Annotated in this window: 16 protein-coding genes; 5 read left to right on the top strand and 11 right to left on the bottom strand. The window is 62.9% G+C overall.

The annotated features are described in order from the left end of the window. Window positions 1–81: 81 nt before the first annotated feature. The 3 genes from BLS13_RS01295 to BLS13_RS01285 are packed head-to-tail and all read left to right on the top strand — an operon-like array spanning window position 82 to window position 3,322. A complete protein-coding gene (locus tag BLS13_RS01295; protein WP_093449155.1) occupies window positions 82–1,365 on the top strand; it encodes an MFS transporter in 1,284 nt (427 codons plus the stop codon). Then, entirely contained in the window at window positions 1,365–2,543 is a 1,179-nt protein-coding gene (locus BLS13_RS01290) for a vWA domain-containing protein (protein ID WP_093449153.1), read from the top strand. Before BLS13_RS01295 ends, BLS13_RS01290 begins: the two co-directional genes overlap by 1 nt. Before the next feature lie 14 nt (window positions 2,544–2,557). Further along, window positions 2,558–3,322, top strand: a complete 765-nt coding sequence (locus BLS13_RS01285; protein ID WP_093449150.1) for an enoyl-CoA hydratase-related protein — start codon at window positions 2,558–2,560, stop codon at window positions 3,320–3,322. 2 nt (window positions 3,323–3,324) lie between these two features. On the opposite strand, the gene BLS13_RS01280 is transcribed toward BLS13_RS01285, so the two are convergent. The 3 genes from BLS13_RS01280 to BLS13_RS01275 all read right to left on the bottom strand — a co-directional run bounded on the left by BLS13_RS01280 (window position 3,325) and on the right by BLS13_RS01275 (window position 5,717). Further along, window positions 3,325–4,050 carry an FkbM family methyltransferase gene (locus BLS13_RS01280; RefSeq protein WP_093449147.1) on the bottom strand — a complete coding sequence of 242 codons (726 nt, stop codon included), beginning with the start codon at window positions 4,048–4,050 and terminating at the stop codon, window positions 3,325–3,327. A 178-nt stretch (window positions 4,051–4,228) separates the two neighbouring features. Then, window positions 4,229–4,450: a hypothetical protein gene (locus BLS13_RS20215; protein ID WP_143011835.1), complete on the bottom strand. Its 222-nt coding sequence runs from the start codon at window positions 4,448–4,450 to the stop codon at window positions 4,229–4,231. Window positions 4,451–4,628: 178 nt separating this feature from the next. Beyond that, window positions 4,629–5,717, bottom strand: coding sequence for an anhydro-N-acetylmuramic acid kinase (locus BLS13_RS01275; RefSeq protein WP_093449145.1), 1,089 nt, complete (start codon window positions 5,715–5,717; stop codon window positions 4,629–4,631). Window positions 5,718–5,758: 41 nt separating this feature from the next. On the opposite strand from BLS13_RS01275, the gene tyrS reads away from it, so the two are divergent. Beyond that, entirely contained in the window at window positions 5,759–6,985 is a 1,227-nt protein-coding gene (gene tyrS, locus BLS13_RS01270) for a tyrosine--tRNA ligase (RefSeq protein WP_093449142.1), read from the top strand. An 83-nt stretch (window positions 6,986–7,068) separates the two neighbouring features. Here tyrS and BLS13_RS01265 read toward each other — a convergent pair whose 3' ends face one another. From BLS13_RS01265 to BLS13_RS01245, 5 genes are all read right to left on the bottom strand, one after another. Then, window positions 7,069–7,596: a hypothetical protein gene (locus BLS13_RS01265; RefSeq protein ID WP_256325649.1), complete on the bottom strand. Its 528-nt coding sequence runs from the start codon at window positions 7,594–7,596 to the stop codon at window positions 7,069–7,071. An 81-nt stretch (window positions 7,597–7,677) separates the two neighbouring features. Next, the gene (locus tag BLS13_RS01260; RefSeq protein WP_093449140.1) at window positions 7,678–9,303 is read right to left on the bottom strand and encodes an NAD(P)/FAD-dependent oxidoreductase; all 1,626 of its coding nucleotides are present in this window, start codon (window positions 9,301–9,303) and stop codon (window positions 7,678–7,680) included. A 118-nt stretch (window positions 9,304–9,421) separates the two neighbouring features. After that, a complete protein-coding gene (locus tag BLS13_RS01255) occupies window positions 9,422–10,249 on the bottom strand; it encodes a class I SAM-dependent methyltransferase (protein WP_176943378.1) in 828 nt (275 codons plus the stop codon). Window positions 10,250–10,466: 217 nt separating this feature from the next. Beyond that, entirely contained in the window at window positions 10,467–11,444 is a 978-nt protein-coding gene (locus BLS13_RS01250; RefSeq protein WP_093449134.1) for a TIM44-like domain-containing protein, read from the bottom strand. A 67-nt stretch (window positions 11,445–11,511) separates the two neighbouring features. Further along, window positions 11,512–12,168, bottom strand: coding sequence for a glutathione S-transferase family protein (locus BLS13_RS01245; protein ID WP_093449507.1), 657 nt, complete (start codon window positions 12,166–12,168; stop codon window positions 11,512–11,514). 251 nt (window positions 12,169–12,419) lie between these two features. On the opposite strand from BLS13_RS01245, the gene BLS13_RS01240 reads away from it, so the two are divergent. Continuing rightward, entirely contained in the window at window positions 12,420–13,073 is a 654-nt protein-coding gene (locus tag BLS13_RS01240; protein ID WP_093449505.1) for a Crp/Fnr family transcriptional regulator, read from the top strand. A gap of 234 nt (window positions 13,074–13,307) precedes the next feature. Here the strand turns inward: BLS13_RS01240 and BLS13_RS01235 are convergent, their stop codons facing one another. Genes BLS13_RS01235 through BLS13_RS01225 form a run of 3 tightly spaced genes read right to left on the bottom strand, consistent with a single transcriptional unit; the run spans window position 13,308 to window position 16,825 of the window. Continuing rightward, the gene (locus tag BLS13_RS01235) at window positions 13,308–13,547 is read right to left on the bottom strand and encodes a hypothetical protein (protein WP_143011834.1); all 240 of its coding nucleotides are present in this window, start codon (window positions 13,545–13,547) and stop codon (window positions 13,308–13,310) included. A gap of 4 nt (window positions 13,548–13,551) precedes the next feature. Then, window positions 13,552–14,310 carry a biliverdin-producing heme oxygenase gene (locus tag BLS13_RS01230; protein WP_176943377.1) on the bottom strand — a complete coding sequence of 253 codons (759 nt, stop codon included), beginning with the start codon at window positions 14,308–14,310 and terminating at the stop codon, window positions 13,552–13,554. Beyond that, complete coding sequence (locus BLS13_RS01225) at window positions 14,249–16,825, bottom strand: HWE histidine kinase domain-containing protein (protein WP_093449127.1); 2,577 nt, start codon at window positions 16,823–16,825, stop codon at window positions 14,249–14,251. Before BLS13_RS01225 ends, BLS13_RS01230 begins: the two co-directional genes overlap by 62 nt.

Raw genomic sequence — 16,825 nt, 5'->3', positions numbered from 1 at the left:
TCCCGCGTTCCGGAGCCTTTTCGCGAGCGCTTGACCCCGGCCGCCCGGCGCGCCAATCCCGGCACGGACCTGGGGAGCGCGATGACGGACAGCACGAACACTCAATCGGCCTCGACGCCGCGCATCCTGATCGCCAGCCTGGTCGGCACCGCGGTCGAATTCTACGATTTCTATATCTATGCAACGGCAGCCTCTTTGGTGTTCGGGCCCCTCTTCTTCCCCAAATCGTCGGTATCCGCCCAGTTGATGCAATCCTACGCCACGCTTGGCCTCGCCTTTCTGGCGCGGCCGCTCGGGGCATGGCTGTTCGGGCATTTCGGCGATCGCATCGGCCGCAAATCGACGCTGGTCGCGTCGCTGCTGCTGATGGGCGGATCGACGACCTTAATCGCCTTCCTGCCGACCTATCAGATGGCCGGCTGGATCGCGCCTCTGCTGCTGTGCGTCCTGCGCGTCGGCCAGGGAATCGGCCTTGGCGGCGAGTGGGGCGGCGCGGCATTGCTCGCGGTCGAAAATGCCCCGCCGGGCTGGCGCGGACGATTCGGCATGTTCCCGCAGCTCGGCGCTCCGGTGGGCTTCATCGCGGCCAACGGCCTATTTCTGATCCTCGGTGTCACCCTGAGTTCGGCGCAATTCCTCGCCTGGGGCTGGCGCCTGCCGTTCATCGGTTCGGCCGCCCTCGTCGCGGTCGGCCTGTGGGTGCGGTTGAAGCTAACCGAGACGCCGGCGTTCAAGGCCGCGCTCGCCGAGGCCGAGCCGCCGAAAGTGCCGATCGCCGAACTGTTTCGCGATCATCTCTCGCCAACGATCGCCGGCACCTTCGCCGCGATCGCCTGTTTCGCGACCTATTATCTCGCGACCGCGTTCGCGCTCGGCTATGGAACCAAATCGCTCGGCTATCCGCAGGAAACCTTCCTGTCGATCCAGCTCGTCGCGATCCTGTTCATGGCCGGCGGCATCATGCTGGCGGGCTGGTGGTCCGATCTGTCGTCGGCGCGCAATGTGCTGATGGGTGGCTGCATCGGCACGATCGGCACCGGCTTCCTGCTCGGCCCGATGTTTCTGAGCGGCAGCCTGCTGCCGATCTTCCTGTGGTTGGCGCTGGCCTTGTTCATGATGGGCTTCGTCTATGGCCCGCTCGGCGCCTTCCTGCCCTCGCTGTTCCCGTCGCGGGTGCGCTACACCGGCGCATCGATGACCTTCAACATCGCAGGCATTTTGGGCGCGGCGCCGGTGCCGTTGGTTGCACAGTGGCTCGCCGATCGCGGCGGCCTTGCCTATGTCGGCTATTATCTGAGCGCCGCCACCGCGATCAGCCTGCTCGCGCTCTGGTGGACGCGGCATCATCGCGATAGGATCGCCTGATGTTTTTCGGCTTTCTCGATGAATTGCGCGCGGCCGGCATCAAGGCCAGCCTCAAGGAGCATCTGCTGCTGCTCGAGGCGCTGCACAGCGACGTGATCGATCGCACGCCGGAGGATTTCTATTATCTCGCCCGCGCCGTCTATGTGAAGGACGAAGGCCTGCTCGATCGCTTCGACAAGGTGTTCGCCAAGGTCTTCCGCGGGATCGAGAGCAGCTACTCGACCGAACAGGCCGAAATCCCCGCGGAATGGCTGAAGGCGGTCGCCGAAAAATTCCTCTCGCCCGAGGAGATGGAAAAGATCAAGGCGCTCGGCGACTGGGACGAGATCATGGAGACGCTCAAGAAGCGGCTCGAGGAGCAGCAGGGCCGTCATCAGGGCGGCAGCAAGTGGATCGGCACTGGCGGCACATCGCCTTATGGCAACAATGGCTATAACCCCGAAGGCGTCCGCATCGGCGGCAAGAGCAAGCACAATCGCGCGATCAAGGTGTGGGAACAGCGCGAGTTCAAGAATCTCGACAATGATGTCGAACTCGGCACGCGCAACATCAAGGTCGCCCTGCGCCGGCTGCGCCGCTTCGCCCGCGCCGGCGCCGCCGACGAACTCGATATCGATGCCACCATCGACGGCACCGCACGCAAGGGCTGGCTCGACGTGCAGATGCGGCCCGAGCGGCGCAATGCGATCAAGCTGTTGCTGTTCCTTGATATCGGCGGATCGATGGATTCGCATATCAAGCTGTGCGAGGAACTGTTCTCGGCGGCGACCGCCGAATTCAAGCATCTCGAATTCTTCTATTTCCACAATTGCGTCTATGAAAGCCTGTGGAAGGACAATCGCCGCCGCTTTGCCGAACGCACCCCCACCTGGGATACGCTCCATAAATTCGGCCATGATTACAAACTGATCTTCGTGGGCGATGCGGCGATGAGCCCCTATGAGATCACCCATCCCGGCGGATCGGTCGAACATTTCAACGAGGAAGCCGGCGCCGTCTGGATCCAGCGCATGACGAACATCTATGCGTCCGCGGCATGGCTCAACCCGGTGCCGAAGGAACAGTGGAAATATTCGCAATCGACCCAGTTGATCAGCGAACTGATGGGCGGGCGCATGTATCCGCTGACCTTGACGGGGCTCGACGACGCGATGCGCGCGCTGAGCCGGAAGAAGTGAGCGCAGGGCGGCCCATGACCGAACATATCATCGTCCTCAACGACGGCGGCATTCTGACCCTGATCCTGAACCGACCGGACAAGAAGAATGCGCTGACCGACGCGATGTACGCGGCGCTCGCCGATCAACTGGAGTCGGCGCAAAGCGACCCCGCGGTGCGCACGATCCTGATCCGCGGTGAAGGCGATATGTTCTGCGCCGGCAACGATCTTGGCGAATTCGCGGCCACGGCTTCGTCGGGTGGACCGGCCAATGTCATGCGCTTCCTGCGGACGCTGGCGGCGCTGGAAAAGCCGCTGGTGGCGGCGGTCCAGGGCCGCGCGGTCGGAATCGGGACGACGATGCTGCTGCATTGCGACCATGTCGTGCTGGCCGAGGATGCGGTCCTGTCGGCGCCGTTCGTCAGCCTCGCACTGGCGCCGGAGGCAGCGTCGAGCCTGCTGCTGCCCGGGCTGATCGGCCATGTCCGCGCGTTCGCGATGTTCGCACTCGGCGACGCGGTCGGCGCTCAGGATGCGCTCGCCTGGGGCCTTGCCAACAAAGTCGTGCCGCTTGCCGATCTGCATGCGACGGCGGATGCGGTTGCCCGGCGGCTCGTCCGCCAACCGCTCGGCGCCCTGATCGCCACCAAGAGGTTGATGCGCCCGCAACGCGCGATCACCGCGCATATGGAGGAGGAAATCACCCAGTTCCTCGCCCGCCTGGCGTCGGCCGAGGCGCAGGAGGCGTTCGCGGCCTTTGCCGAGCGCCGCGCACCGGATTTCAGCCGCTTTTCCTGATCCTATGGCCGCGCCATCAGGCAATCATATTCGAGCACGCCGCCATCTGCCGTGCGGTTGACGACGAACAGGTCCATCAGCCGGAAGCCCAGCGCCTCATAGCCAAGCAGCGCATCGGTATAATGGGTCATCCCGTCATAAAGCGGCTCGACCGATATTTCGGACTGCAGCAGCCGGACATGATCGAGCACCGCGCCAGCCCCGGCGATCACCTGCGGATCAAAGCCCTGCGTGTCCATCTTCAGGAAGATGCGCGGATCGGGCACCAGCCCGGACAGCAGCGGCCACAGGCTCTCCAGTCGCTTGACCTCGACCTGCTCGATCGTCGTCCGGGCATTTTGATTGCGGATCGCCAGGAAGGAACTGAGCACGGTTTCATCGGCCGCACCGCTCAGCACGACGTTGAAATCGGCGGCTCCATCCTCGGCGCCGAGCGCACAGCGCATCGCCAGCCAGCAAGGGTCGCCCTTGCGCTTTGCCTCGATCGCGCCGGTATTGCCCGCGATCGGCTCGAACGACACGATCTGGCCGCGATAGCCCGACATCCGCAAATGCTGCGACCAGAAGCCGCGGTTCGCACCGACATCGAGGACAAGATTGATGTCCAGCGTGCGGATGAGTTGCATCGTGCGCGCCTGCTGGTGAAACGCGCGGGCGGCGGCGAAGTCGGGGATGCGCAAGCCAGCCGCAACCGCGCGATAGCCGAGGCTGGTGAGCAGGCGTTTCATCGTTGGATCTTCCCCATGCGCCTAACAAATTTCGCGCGTCTCACGACACTTGCTGACGCTCTGTTCTATATGGCTGAGCACATCGTTCATCTGAGCGAGGCGAAGACGCCTTCCAACGCACAGTGTCCTGCAGCAGAGTCCGCCAAATGACAGCCTAGGGTGGAAACCGGGTCGTAGATTATTGATCGGCTTCAGTCCGTTTGACCTTCGGCAAGAGAGCCAATCCCATAAAACCGACGAGGGTAAGCAATCCCCCAACCGTGCCGTCATAACGGCCGAATAAGTGCCATTCTGCAAAGATATTAGCTGATGAAAACAGCCATAGCACAAGCCAAATACCAGCACTTACCCGCTCTACGGTATTCGGCGGCCGCGATGCCCATTCGTATGCTTTGCTCATCTTGCTCCATTAATAGCACTCAATGTCATGTCTGCAATGGGTCGATAAACGCCCTCCCACATTCGCCGCAGATCCCCGTCATTCCAGCGAAGGGAATCCCTCTCGGCTCACCGCTTGGAACAGGCATTGGGGGGATCCCAGCCTTCGCTGGGATGACGGAAAGGGGTGGAGAGCCCTCTCACGCCCGATGCACCACGCCACCGGTCAGCGGCACGGGCGCGCCGGTGGTGCCGGGGAAGCTGATCGGATGCCCGCCCAGCGCGCGCACCGCCATATAGGCAAAGCCCTCCGCCTCGGTCGCATCGCCATTCCAGCCGAGCACCTCGATCGGCTCGGCAGGCACCCCGCACGCGGCCGAGACCATATCCATCAACGTCCGGTTGTGGCGCCCGCCGCCGGCAACGATCAACCGGCGCGGCCGCTCCGGCAGATGGCCGAGCGCCAGCGCCACCGTCCGCGCGGTGAAGGCGGTCAGGGTCGCGGCGCCGTCGGCCGGCAAAAGCCCGCGCGCGGGCTGGATCGTGAAATCGGCGCGATCGAGCGACTTCGGCGGGGGCGCATCGAACCACGGATTATCGAGCATTGTCGCCAGCACCGTCTCATCGACCGCCCCGCGCGCCGCGAACATGCCGCCGGCGTCATAAGGCGATCCGGTCTCGGCCAGCATCCAATCGTCGATCAGGCTGTTGGCGGGCCCGGTATCGAACGCGATCACCGCGTGCTCGCCAGTCCCCATCCAGGTAATATTCGCGACCCCGCCAAGGTTGAGCACCGCCACCGGCGCACCGATCCCCGATGTCATCGCGCGGTGATAGACCGGCAGCAAGGGCGCGCCCTGCCCGCCCGCCGCGACATCGGCCGATCGCAGATCGTTGACGACGTGGATGCCCAGCGCATCGGCCATCGCGCGGCCGTCGCCGATTTGCCAGGTCCAGCCGCGATCGGGGCGGTGCGCGATCGTCTGGCCATGAAAGCCGACCACGCCGACCGCCTCTGCTGCCACGCCGGCATCGGTCAACAATTGACGCACCGACAAAATATGGCGCCGCGTCACCATCGCCTCTGCCTCAACGATCGTCTTCGCCTGACGCGGGCTTTCGAAGCTGAGCGCGAGCGCGGACGCCTCGCGCAGTTGATCGCGCGCCTGCACGCTGTACGGATCGCTGCGGAACGCGATCGGGCGGATGTAGCCGAGCCCGTCGGTCTCGATCAACGCGGCGTCGATGCCGTCCAGCGACGTGCCCGACATCAAACCCACCGCCAACATGCTACCCATCCGTCCAACCCCATGCTAAGCGCCCGCGCGTTATGACCGCACATAAATCCGATCTGCTGCGCCTTCTCACCGAGCGAGGCTATATCCATCAGGCGACCGACGCCAGCGCGCTGGATGCGCTCGCCGCGACATCGGTGGTGCCCGGCTATATCGGCTTCGACGCCACGGCTCCGTCGCTCCACGTCGGCAGCCTCGTCCAGATCATGCTCCTGCGCCGCATGCAGCAGACCGGCCACAAGCCGATCGTGCTGATGGGCGGCGGCACCAGCAAGATCGGCGATCCGAGCTTCAAGGACGAAGCCCGCAAGCTGCTGACCACCGATATGATCGCCGGCAATGTCGCCTCGATCCAGCGCATCTTCGATCGCTTCCTGACGTTCGGCGAGGGCCCGTCCGATGCGGTGATGGTCAACAATGCCGATTGGCTCGACAAGCTCGAATATATTCCGTTCCTGCGCGATGTCGGCCAGCACTTCTCGATCAACCGGATGCTGAGCTTCGATTCGGTCAAGCTGCGGCTCGATCGCGAGCAATCGCTGAGCTTCCTCGAATTCAATTACATGATCCTGCAAGCCTATGACTTCCTGGAGCTGTCGCGCCGCAACGGCTGCCGGCTGCAGATGGGCGGCTCCGATCAGTGGGGCAATATCGTCAACGGTATCGAGCTGGCGCGCCGGATCGACGGCACCGAAGTGTTCGGCGTCACCACGCCTTTGATCACGACGGCCGACGGCGGCAAGATGGGCAAGACGGTGTCGGGCGCGGTGTGGCTGCACGAGGATTCGCTGCCGGCTTATGATTACTGGCAGTTCTGGCGGAACACCCACGACAAGGATGTCGGCCGTTTCCTGCGGCTGTTCACCGATCTGCCGCTCGACGAGATCGCGCGGCTGGAGGCGCTGGGTGGCGCCGAGATCAACGAGGCCAAGAAGATCCTCGCCAATGCCGCGACCGCGATGTGCCGCGGCGCCGAGGCCGCCGAAGCCGCGGCCGAAACCGCGCGCAAGACCTTCGAGGAGGGCTCGGCCGGCGAGCAACTGCCGACGTTCAGCGTTCCCGAAGGATCGATCGGCATCGTCGACGCGCTCCTCAATCTCGGGCTGGTCGCATCGAAGGGCGAGGCCCGCCGGCTGATCAAGGGCGGCGGCGCGCGCATCGAAGGCGACAAGGTGGCCGACGAAAATGCGATCGTGACCGTCGGCGATGCGCCGGTGCGGCTGTCGGCAGGCAAGAAGGCGCACGGTGTGCTGGTGCGCTGAGGCGTGAAGAAATGTGCCGAAAGCCCCTCCCCTGAAGGGGAGGGGCTTTTATACCCTCACACGAGCGAAAGAGCGGCGACGGATCAGCCGCGACAGCCCCTGCCCTGCATCACGCCGCGCAGAAAGCCGCGCCGCGCATAGCCGACGGCGATCGCGGCTTCGCGGCGACGCTCGGCGGGCGCGGCGCCCGTGACTTCGCGAACCAGCCCGCGGAACGGAATGAATGAGTTGATCACGGTTTCGCCGCCTTCCTTCGCCAGCTTTCCCGCACGGTTTTCCTTATAGGCCTTGTGCGCTGTAAAATCGGGGCCGAGCACCTCATCGAGTTCCCGAACCGCGCCAGCGATCTGGCGGCAGCTCTTGAGCCCGCCCAGGCCGTAAGGATCTTCCGCCGCCTTCACCAGCAGCGGGGGGATCACCGTCTTCGATACGCCGACGTCGCGCGCGGGCTGGGTGATGATCGCACCGGCCTCCTTGCGCGTTTCCTCGAACCGGCTCGGATGCCCCGAATCGGCGCTTGTCTCGCTGTTCTGTGCGACGGCAGCCGCCGATATCAGCAGAAGCGCCGCCACCGCGCATCCGCGCTCCATCATTCCGATCAAACGTGTCACCTGTTTCTCCGCCTGTTCGTGCCCATGGGATCGGCCTGAGCCTTCCCCGTAACGATCCACCGGCGGTCCGGTTGCGATCCTCTATCGAGCGCTCATCATCGCCGTCGCCACCGCCTCTGCGACCTTGATCCCGTCAACCGCCGCCGAGAGAATACCGCCAGCATAACCTGCGCCTTCGCCAGCGGGAAAGAGGTTCGCCGTGTTGACGCTCTGATAATCCTTGCCGCGGGTGATGCGGATCGGCGACGAGGTGCGGGTCTCGACCCCGGTGAGCAGCACGTCGGGATGATCATAGCCGGGGATCTGGCGCCCGAAGACCGGCAACGCTTCGCGCATCGCCGTCACCACGAATTCGGGCAGGCAGCTCGCGAGATCGGTAAGATGCACGCCGGGCCGATAGGACGGAATCACCTCGCCCAGTTCGCTCGACGGCCGGCCGGCGAGAAAATCGCCAAGTTTCTGGCCCGGCGCCGCGTACGAAGAGCCGCCGGCGGCGAAGGCCAGCCGCTCCCAATGCCGCTGCAGCGCGATGCCGGCGAGCGGATGGCCGGGATAGTCGCGCGCCGGATCGATACCGACCACCAGCCCCGAATTGGCGTTGCGCTCGTTGCGCGAATATTGGCTCATGCCATTGGTGGCGACGCAGCCGACCTCGGACGTCGCGGCAACTACCGTGCCGCCTGGACACATGCAGAAGCTGTAGACAGTGCGCCCGTTGCTGCAATGGTGCGAAAGGCTGTAGGCGGCCGCCCCCAGATCGGGATGGCCGGCGCAGGCGCCGAAGCGCGCCGTGTCGATCCACGATTGCGGATGCTCGATCCGGACCCCGATCGAGAAGGGCTTTGCCTCGATATGAACGCCGCGATCGTGGAGCATATGGAAGGTATCGCGCGCGCTGTGGCCGATCGCGAGCACGACATGATCGGCCTCCAGATATTCGCCGGTGCTGAGATGCAGTCCGCGTATCCGGCGGCCACCGTCGGCAGCCGTTTCGACCGCGATATCGTCGACCCGGTGCTGGAACCGATATTCGCCGCCCAGCGCCTCGACCGCCGCGCGCATGCTTTCGACCATCGTCACCAACCGGAACGTGCCGATATGCGGGTGCGCCTCTGTCAATATTTCGGGCGGGGCGCCGGCCTTGACGAATTCGGCGAGCACCTTGCGCCCCAGATAGCGCGGATCCTTGATCTGGCTGTAGAGCTTGCCATCGGAGAAGGTACCGGCCCCGCCTTCACCGAACTGGACGTTGGATTCGGGATCGAGCACGCTCCGGCGCCACAGTCCCCACGTATCCTTGGTGCGCTCGCGCACCACCTTGCCGCGATCGAGGATGATCGGGCGGAACCCCATCTGCGCGAGGATCAGGCCGGCGAACAATCCGCACGGCCCGGTGCCGATCACCACCGGCCGCGGGCCGGCATAGTCGGCCGGCGCCTGCGCGACGAAGCGATAGGCCGTATCGGGGGCCGGCCGGACATGCGGGTTCCCGGCGGATCGCGCGAGCACGCCGGCTTCGTCGGCAACGTCGGCGTCGATCGAATAGACCATCTGGATCGCCGATTTCCGGCGCGCATCATTGCCGCGCCGCACGATCTCGAAACCCAGCAGGTCCTCGCGTGCGATGCCAAGGCGTTCGCAGATCGCAGCAGGCAGCGCCTCGGGCGCATGCCCGAGCGGCAGTTTCAGTTCGGTAAGGCGCAACATGGCAGGCTGTTTAGCGGGGAAGATCGCGCCGCGCTATCACGCTCGACCCGGGGATTGACGTCGACAGTCCACCGCAGCGGAATATCGACGTCAGACGCCGTATGGTCGCGATGCTAATTTACACGATGGCCATCGCCATGCGCTGAAATTCCGGGGCAACGAGCCCGTCAGCCCTATCCTTGAAATAGCGCTCGCTGGCCTGCTCCCGTGTCTGTTGCTCGATCTTGGTAAAGCCGGCTTCTCGCAGGAGATCGGTCATTTCCTGAGCTGATGGATGCGAATAGAGCTTCACGCCCCGGGTTGCCGCATGGGCGATCAGCGTTTCGCTCTGATCACCGCCATCGGTGTAGGTCAGCACGATTTCGGAACCTGGCGCACACTTGCCGGCCCATTTGAGCGTTTCCCTGATGGCGTCGAGCGTCAGATATTGCGTAACGCCCAGCCAAGAGATGAAGACCGGCCGGTCGGCGTCGAATCCCGCCGGCGCCAGCGCCTCGGCAATTGACATCGTTTCGAAATCGCATGGCGCGTAGCGAAGCTGTGGTGGCGATTTCAGTCCCAGCGATTCGATTCGCTCCCGCTTCCACTGCTGAAACACCGGATCATCAATTTCATAGACGGTGAGCGAACCGAGGCGGTCCGCCATGCGCAGCGCAAAAGTATCCAGGCCAGCGCCGAGGATCACATATTGTTCGACGCCGCGTTCGCGCGCCGCAGCAAGACGATCTTCGGTGACGCGGCTACGCACGACGCAAGTCGAGGCGTTGCTCGGCCCCATATTCTTGCAGAAGGCGATGGCATCCTGTTCAGCCATGCCGCTGATCGCCAGCGCCAACGAATCTTCGAAGATCTTCGGCTCGGACCCTGTCAGCGTATGGCCGGCGCGGATCGCGGCTGACTGGATCGCCGTGTTGTGGACACTGGTCAATTCGATTTGCTCAGACATTCGCATCTCCCGATTCCTGTCAGCCGGCGGCGCCATTTGGGCACATCGATTCTATTCGCGCTTCGGCAACGGATAGTTCATTTGTAGCCGGCTTCCCCGCGCCGTAAAGCCTTCAGAAGCGAACCCGCTAAGGTCCTGTAGGCATGGCGGCCTCCTACTCCTGCATAAGGTGCGGGCGGCCACACAGGATTCCGACGCGTAATGATTCAAAAACCGCTTATGCCTCCTGGATCGCGGATACTTTCCACGTGCTCCATGAACCCGACGGGCGAATGAAGGTCCACAATTCGGTGGCCTGGGTCGGGCGACCGGGGTCCCCGGTGAGGATCGCACCCGAATTGCGGTCGCGCATCACATCGATGCTTTCGTAGCGCATCGCGATCGTCGCATAATCTGAGCCGTCATCGTCGCGCCAGGCTTCGGACACTTCGGCGTCGAGCAGGCGTGTGCTGCTCACCTCGTTACGCCGCCCGTGCGTGGCGTTGTCGCTGAGCTCTTCGGCCAGATAGGACATGATTTCGGGCGTGGTGATCGTCCGCAGCCGTCCGTAATCCTCATGCCCGAACGCATCCTGCAACTCGATCAGCAGCCGCTCGAACGCCTCCTGATCGGCGCCCGTTAGCGAAATGTCGGCGCCCGAGGACGGAGCGCCCGGCCCCATGCTGAACGGCGACGGCGCGACATAAGGCTCCGCGGCATAGCTTGTCGGCCGCTCATAATAAGGCGGTTGCGTCGATCGTTTGCCGCGGAACAGCCGCAGCACGAACCAGATGACGCCGCCAAGGAGCGCCAGCTGGATCAGGGTCGCGAGCAGCCCCATGCCCGCACCGCCGCCCATGCCATAGCCGCCATAACCGCCGCCCCAGCCATGTTGTCCGAACAGCGAGCCGATCAGTCCGCCGGCCACGACACCGGTCAGCAGCCCGCTACCAAATCCGAAACGCGGGCGGGGATTATAGGCCGGCGCATAGCTGGGCTGATATTGCGGCGCCTGGTAGGTCGGCCGCGCCGTCATCGATCGCGCGACCGGCCCCGACGATGTCGGCGCCAGCCGGGTCGTCGTGGGCGAATAATAGGTGCGCGAACCCCGGCTGCCGAAGCTGCCGCCGCGGCGGGCATCGGCTGGTCCTGCCACCATCGTCATAACCAGCAGCGCCGCCAACACGCCGCGCCCAATCGCCATCGCCCGAGACATGTTTCAGAATCCCCGAATGAACCAGTGCCGCCTATGTAGGGATCGACGATACGCCCCTCAAGGTACCTCAGTCGCGGTCAGGTGCCCCTAGCGGAAAATATGGCCGAAACGGCCGCGCCTCCTCGACAGCGCGCCTGAACGATGGCCGGGTCAGCAGGCGCGAACGATAGGAACGGAGATTGGGATAGCCATCGATCTCATGGACCCAATCGGCATAGAATAAGGATGGCGCCGCCGCGCAATCGGCAAGCGTGAACGTGTCGCCCATCGCCCAGGTCTTTCCCGCGAGCCGCCGGTCGAGCCAGGCATAGGCCGTTTCGAGCGCCGCCTTCGCCTCTGCCAGCGCTATGTCCTTGCGCGCGTCGCCTGTGCGCAAGGCCTCGGCCACCGGCACCTGCATCACGTTCATGACATAGTGATCGAAGAAGCGGTCCATGAACCGCACGTCGAGCGCTTCGGCCGGATCATCCGGCAGCATCCGGACGGCTCCGCGATGATGCAGGTCGAGATATTCGATGATGATGCTCGACTCGGCAACCATCCGATCGCCGTCGACCAGCAGCGGAAACCGCTTGAGCGGCCATAAGCCCGCCCATTGCGCGACGATCTCGTCCGCGCCCGGCTCGATCACGCGGAATTCAAAGCTGATATCGTTCTCGTACAACGCGATCAGCGCCTTTTGGCAATATGATGAAAATGGGTGCCCGTAGAAGTTCAGCGGCATCATCCGTCCTTTTCCGATTCATCGTCCGCGAATCGCATTGCTGGCCCGCGCGTCGCGCAAGAAACCCGCATTGGGGGGCAATCGAAAGGAAATGTCGACAAATGCACATGAGCGTGCGCTGGATCACGCGATTGCAGCAAATCTTTCGGCTAATCCGGCGATATGGTGCAGGATTGCGTGTTCCCTTCCGAAATGGATGCATCTGGTCTATCGACCGAACCGCCGGTCGTGGCCTGCGGGGATAATTGACGGTGCAGAAGGACGAGCGACTTGCCGCCATTGCTGCGATGTTCGCCTGCGAGGAGGCCGTCGCCGCCCTGCTCGACAAGTCGATGGTGCCGCTTAACATTCCCCACAAGACGGTGCTCGCGCATCAGGGCGACCCATCCGATCAATGCTGGCTGCTGATCGACGGCGTCGTCCATATCCAGCTGCTCGGGCTCGATGGGCAGCGGGTCCAACTGGCCTATCATGGACCCGGTGAGTTTTTCGGCGCCTATCCGGCACCCACGACGCACCGCGCCGACATTGTCGCCAATGGCGATGTCCAGGCGCTGCGCATGCCCAGCGCGACGCTCGCCGCCCTTGCGAACAGTCACGCCGCGATCGGCGCCGGACTTGCGTTGCGGCTGGCCCGGCAGCTAGACATGTCGCTCGATCGCATGGCCGCGCGCAGCACCCTCTCCGCGCCGGGCCGCGTCCATGCCGAACTGATGCGGCTTGCCGGTCCCGACCACCGGATCGTTCCCCCGCCCAAGGTGACCGCTCTCGCGCTCAACGCGAATACATCGCGCGAGACCGCATCGCGCGCGATTAGCGCGCTCGAACGGCGCGGGGTGATCAGCCGATCGGATCGCCACATGACGATTGTCGCGCCGCGCATGCTCGAGGATATGGTGTATTGAATTCCGGAATGGCCGTTTGGGACGGAAGCGTAGCCGCGATCTCGCCAAAGGCACCGTATCCGTTTCTGAACTGGCGACCAACTCGACCCGTCTGGACCGGCTACCGTGCCCCTGCACGGCGACGTAACCGCCCATAAAAGGGCTTTCGAAACGCAAATGTTGTTGGCTTGGCCCGCCGCAGACATTCAGGATTGCGACGAAAAACCAACCATCCCGTCGATGGATAGAGTGCACCTATCGTGTCACAAGATCGACGGGTGGATCATCATTCATAGGCACGCCGATATCGATGGGAATGTTCATGAACATCGGCCCTTCGAGCGTTATCAGCCGCGGTGCGTCAAGATCGAATTCGGCGCGTTCGAGGGAAGTTTGGAGCGCGGTGAGAGTTGCAGCAGTCATGATCCAACGCTGCGGATCGCGCTTGGCTGCTATCGCCGCCAGCGCCAATCGCTCCATCCGCTTGGCCAGCACTGCATCAACCCGAGAATCGAACATTGGGGCCAACGGAGGCAGCCACCCCAAATCCAGGCACCCCACCCTCACCGGGTAACGTTCGGGTTAAGCCGATGTCGGCGGCATTGGAAAATACCCTTTCGATATAGCAAAACGCTTTGATAGCGCCCCCCACGATTTGGTCCGCGCACTCTCCGGCGGCGTCTAGTCGCGTCAGTCTTTCCCGAAATGCCGACCATATTGCGATGGTCGCCTTGCCATCGCCGTAGAAGTATTTTCCACCACGCGTCTTTGAGATTTTTAACTGCGTGGCCGCCCGGTTGAAGATCACCAGCCCGCCGAGCGCGGAACCTCGCATGACATATTCGCAGCCTAAGGCCTCTTGCACGTCGTGGAGAACGATTGGGGGAAAAGAACTGTCGTCGGCAAGAAGACCAAAAAAACGGAGATCATCTTGCAATCGCTCGATACGAACGCATGCTTGGCGTTCGGCTTCTTTGCCCCCTTTCCCGGCAATCAGCGTCAATCCTTGCCGAATTCCGGAAAAGGCACCATACATCATGGCGAGCGCCAGGACGTATGTGTTCACATCTCCGGCGGCTTTCGGCAGGTCGAACGCCTGTTCAACCCGCCGATGGGCGAAGCTGGTTTCCTGTTTCAGGCGCGAATGGAGCGTTGTCGCGCATTCATCAACGCCAAGTCTCTTCCCATTCAACATTTTAGGCAACAGGAACACGCCGAAGAACCTGATCGACGGCCCGGGCCAGATGGTCACGGTCATATGGTTTCTGGATGACGATTTCGCCGCCATTACGTTGCTCGAGCGCCAGTTCATCGCCATAGCCCGTCGCGAAGATGAATGGTGTTCCCGCAGCCGCAAGTTTTTTAGCCAGGTCGAAACTGGTACCCCTGCCGACGTTGATATCGAGCATGGCGAATTGGAAATGGTGTCGGGAAAGAAGCTCTTCCGCTTCACCGATCGTCGCCGCCAGGGCAACCTCCACCGCGCCGAGTTCACGGAGCATATCCTCCGCTTCCAGAGCGATGATCATATTATCCTCGACCAGCAATACGACGGCGCCGCTCAGAGTCTGAACTTGCACCTCGCCGATTTCCATCGAAAAGGCGCTTGTACTGGCGCCCACCGGCTGGACCAGATCGTCTGGTGCAATCACCACATGGTGGTGCGGGATGAAAAACTCCGCCTCGAGCCCCGCCGCGAGAAACCGTATCTGAGCTGTCCCCTGAAGGTCGAATGGTATCGTCCGCTCGGTGATAACCGAGCCGAAGCCGCGTCGTGCCGGTGCGACAACCACCGGTCCACCACGCTCCTTCCAGCGAATGTAGAGTCCTTCGCCATTGACCACGTCCAGGTTCACTTCGACGCTGCCAGTCGAAGAGAGCGCACCATATTTGCACGAGTTGCTGACCAGTTCGTGCACAACCAGCGCCACCGTTGAAATCGCCTGCGGCAGAAGGCGTATCCCGGACCCCGACAAACGCAGACGGCCAAGCGCCCCGTCATGCGCCGCGAACTCATCCTCGAACAATCCTGCCAGGCCAGCAGGTCCCCAACTTTGCCGGGTCACCCGATCATGCGCACGGGCCAGCGACTGGACTCGTCCGCTGAGAGATTCGACATAGGTCGCGACATCCGTCGCCAATTTTCCGGTCTTCTTGACGAGACTGCTGATCAGCCCGAGGATATTGCGAACCCGGTGGTTGAGTTCGGCAATCAGGAGTTCCTGCCGCTCCGACGCTCGCCTGCGTTCCTCGCTGGCACTATCGGAATACCGCAGAATCACTTCAATCAAGGCCTGGCGGATCGCCTCACCGATGCGCTGCTCGCGATCGGAAAAAGGCAGCGCCGTGCCGCGTACCAACTCGGAAAATGCCGCAAAACTCTTGCGTGGAGAGAGGCGAGAGCCATCGGCGGTGGGCTCGACGGGCTTGGCAGGATCACCACCCCACCGCACCTCGTTCAATCGTTCGCGGCGGAACAGCATGATATAATCGCGGGGGACCCGGGAAATCGGGATCGCCATCATGCCAGCGGCGCGATCCGCCGTCGTCCCACATGGTGCATGGATGGCCGACAGTTTATCGGTGACAAAAACGCGGCTGGGAGAGGCCGCATTCAAATGGTGGGCAAGGGCAGTCACCTGATCTTCCGGTGGCGTGGCACCGTGGAGATGTGCCGCTCCCGTACGATAGATCGCAACGCCATCGCAATCGATCATGTCGCGGGTCATGTCCTGCAGCCATTGCGCGTTTTCCATCAGTGTTTCGTCACCGGCGATCATCGTGATGACGCGATCGGCGAGCGCGCGCGCCCTCTGTTCGTCCTCGGCACTGCCGCGCCGCAAACGGCTTTCCAGCATCATCGAGTACATTGCGCCGAACAGCTCAGCCGTTGTTCGCATGACGAAGCTTGGGAGGCGTGGAGCCCGCGCGTGGCAGGCGATAAGCCCCCACAGCCGCTCCTCGACCACGATGGAAATCGACAGCGACGCACCGATTCCCATATTGCGCAGATATTCGATATGAACGGGCGAGACGGCGCGGCTGACCGACAGCGAAAGATCGAGCGGCGGTGTTACCGAATCGGCAGGCGGGAACAGCGCGACTGTGGGAGCGTCGACATCCGCAATTATCCTGAACGGATTGATCAGGTACAGCGCCCGCGCCTGCTGCGGGATGTCGGTCGCGGGATAATGCAGGCCCAGAAAGCTTTCCATGCCGCTGCGGGTCGCCTCGGCAATAACCTCTCCATTCCCATCGTGATCGAACCGATAGATCATGATCCGATCGAAACCGGTAATGGCCAGGACCTGCCGACTGGCATCGCGATGGAACCTGTCGATTGTCGGAGATCTGGCAAGGCGCGATGTCATGGCGCGGACCATGGACGCAGCCTCCATGCGTTCCGCCTTCTGCGATCGTTCGCCTTCGATGATCAGAAGATCGCCCTGGAAATGTATTGCGAGATCGACCGGCGGAGCGTTCGGGACAATCTTGACCTCGAACAGCCTCTCTCCACAGGTTGACGACATAATTGCCATGCGATTGCGGATGTCGTGCAACGCAGACTGCGTGATCCAATTATCAAAGCGGGAGCCCAGCAACCGAGCGGGATCTGCCTTTAAGAAGCCCTCGATATTTTCAGAGACTCGAACGATCGTCCAGTCGTTGGTGAGTGCGATCAGAAAGCCAAAGCTTTGAATTCGATCGAGCCGGGTTATCGGCTCCCGATCGCAGACGGTCAGATCAAGCGCGTTTTGGTCGATTTCAGACAT

The sequence above is a fragment of the Sphingomonas sp. YR710 genome (assembly GCF_900101455.1).
Lineage (GTDB): Bacteria > Pseudomonadota > Alphaproteobacteria > Sphingomonadales > Sphingomonadaceae > Rhizorhabdus.
The sequence above is the reverse complement of the archived record's forward strand: the minus strand, read 5'-3'. Positions and strand labels throughout refer to the sequence as shown.